The 751-nt window shown below is 40.7% G+C and carries 2 pseudogenes; both read left to right on the forward strand.

What is annotated here, in order from left to right:
- Window positions 1–204: pseudogene (gene metP / locus ACWHAR_RS26475) on the forward strand (methionine ABC transporter permease MetP); the annotation flags it as partial.
- Between the two features lie 13 nt (window positions 205–217).
- Window positions 218–751: pseudogene (gene metQ, locus ACWHAR_RS26480) on the forward strand (methionine ABC transporter substrate-binding lipoprotein MetQ); the annotation flags it as partial.

Here is a 751-nt window from a genome sequence, read left to right on the forward strand (position 1 = left end):
ACGGTTACTGCCATCGCTTTGATCGGCTCAACGGCAATTGCCGGAGCCATTGGTTCAGGAGGCCTTGGAAACCTTGCGTACGTAGAAGGATATCAGTCTAATAACGCTGATGTTACCTTCGTTGCTACTGTGTTTATTTTAATCATCGTGTTTATTATTCAAATCATCGGTGATCTAATAACAAATATTATAGACAAACGATAAGGGAGGATTTACATTGAAAAAGCTATTTTTGGGTGCATTACTGCTTGTATTTGCAGGAGTTATGGCTGCCTGCGGTTCGAATAACGGCGCTGAATCCGGCAAGAAAGAAATTGTCGTTGCGGCAACGAAAACGCCGCATGCGGAAATTTTAAAAGAAGCTGAACCATTGCTGAAAGAAAAAGGCTATACGATGAAAGTGAAAGTGCTTAGTGATTACAAAATGTACAATAAAGCTTTAGCTGATAAAGAAGTGGACGCGAACTACTTCCAGCACATTCCTTACCTTGAGCAAGAAATGAAAGAAAACACAGATTACAAACTTGTGAATGCCGGCGCTGTTCACCTAGAGCCATTCGGTATTTACTCTAAAACATACAAATCACTGAAAGACCTTCCAGACGGTGCGACAATCATTCTGACAAACAACGTTGCTGAACAAGGCCGTATGCTTGCAATGCTTGAAAATGCTGGATTAATCACTCTTGATCCTAAAGTGGAAACAGTTGACGCAACATTGAAAGACATTAAGAAAAACCCGAAAAACCTT

This window comes from Bacillus sp. LR--39 (assembly GCF_053613335.1).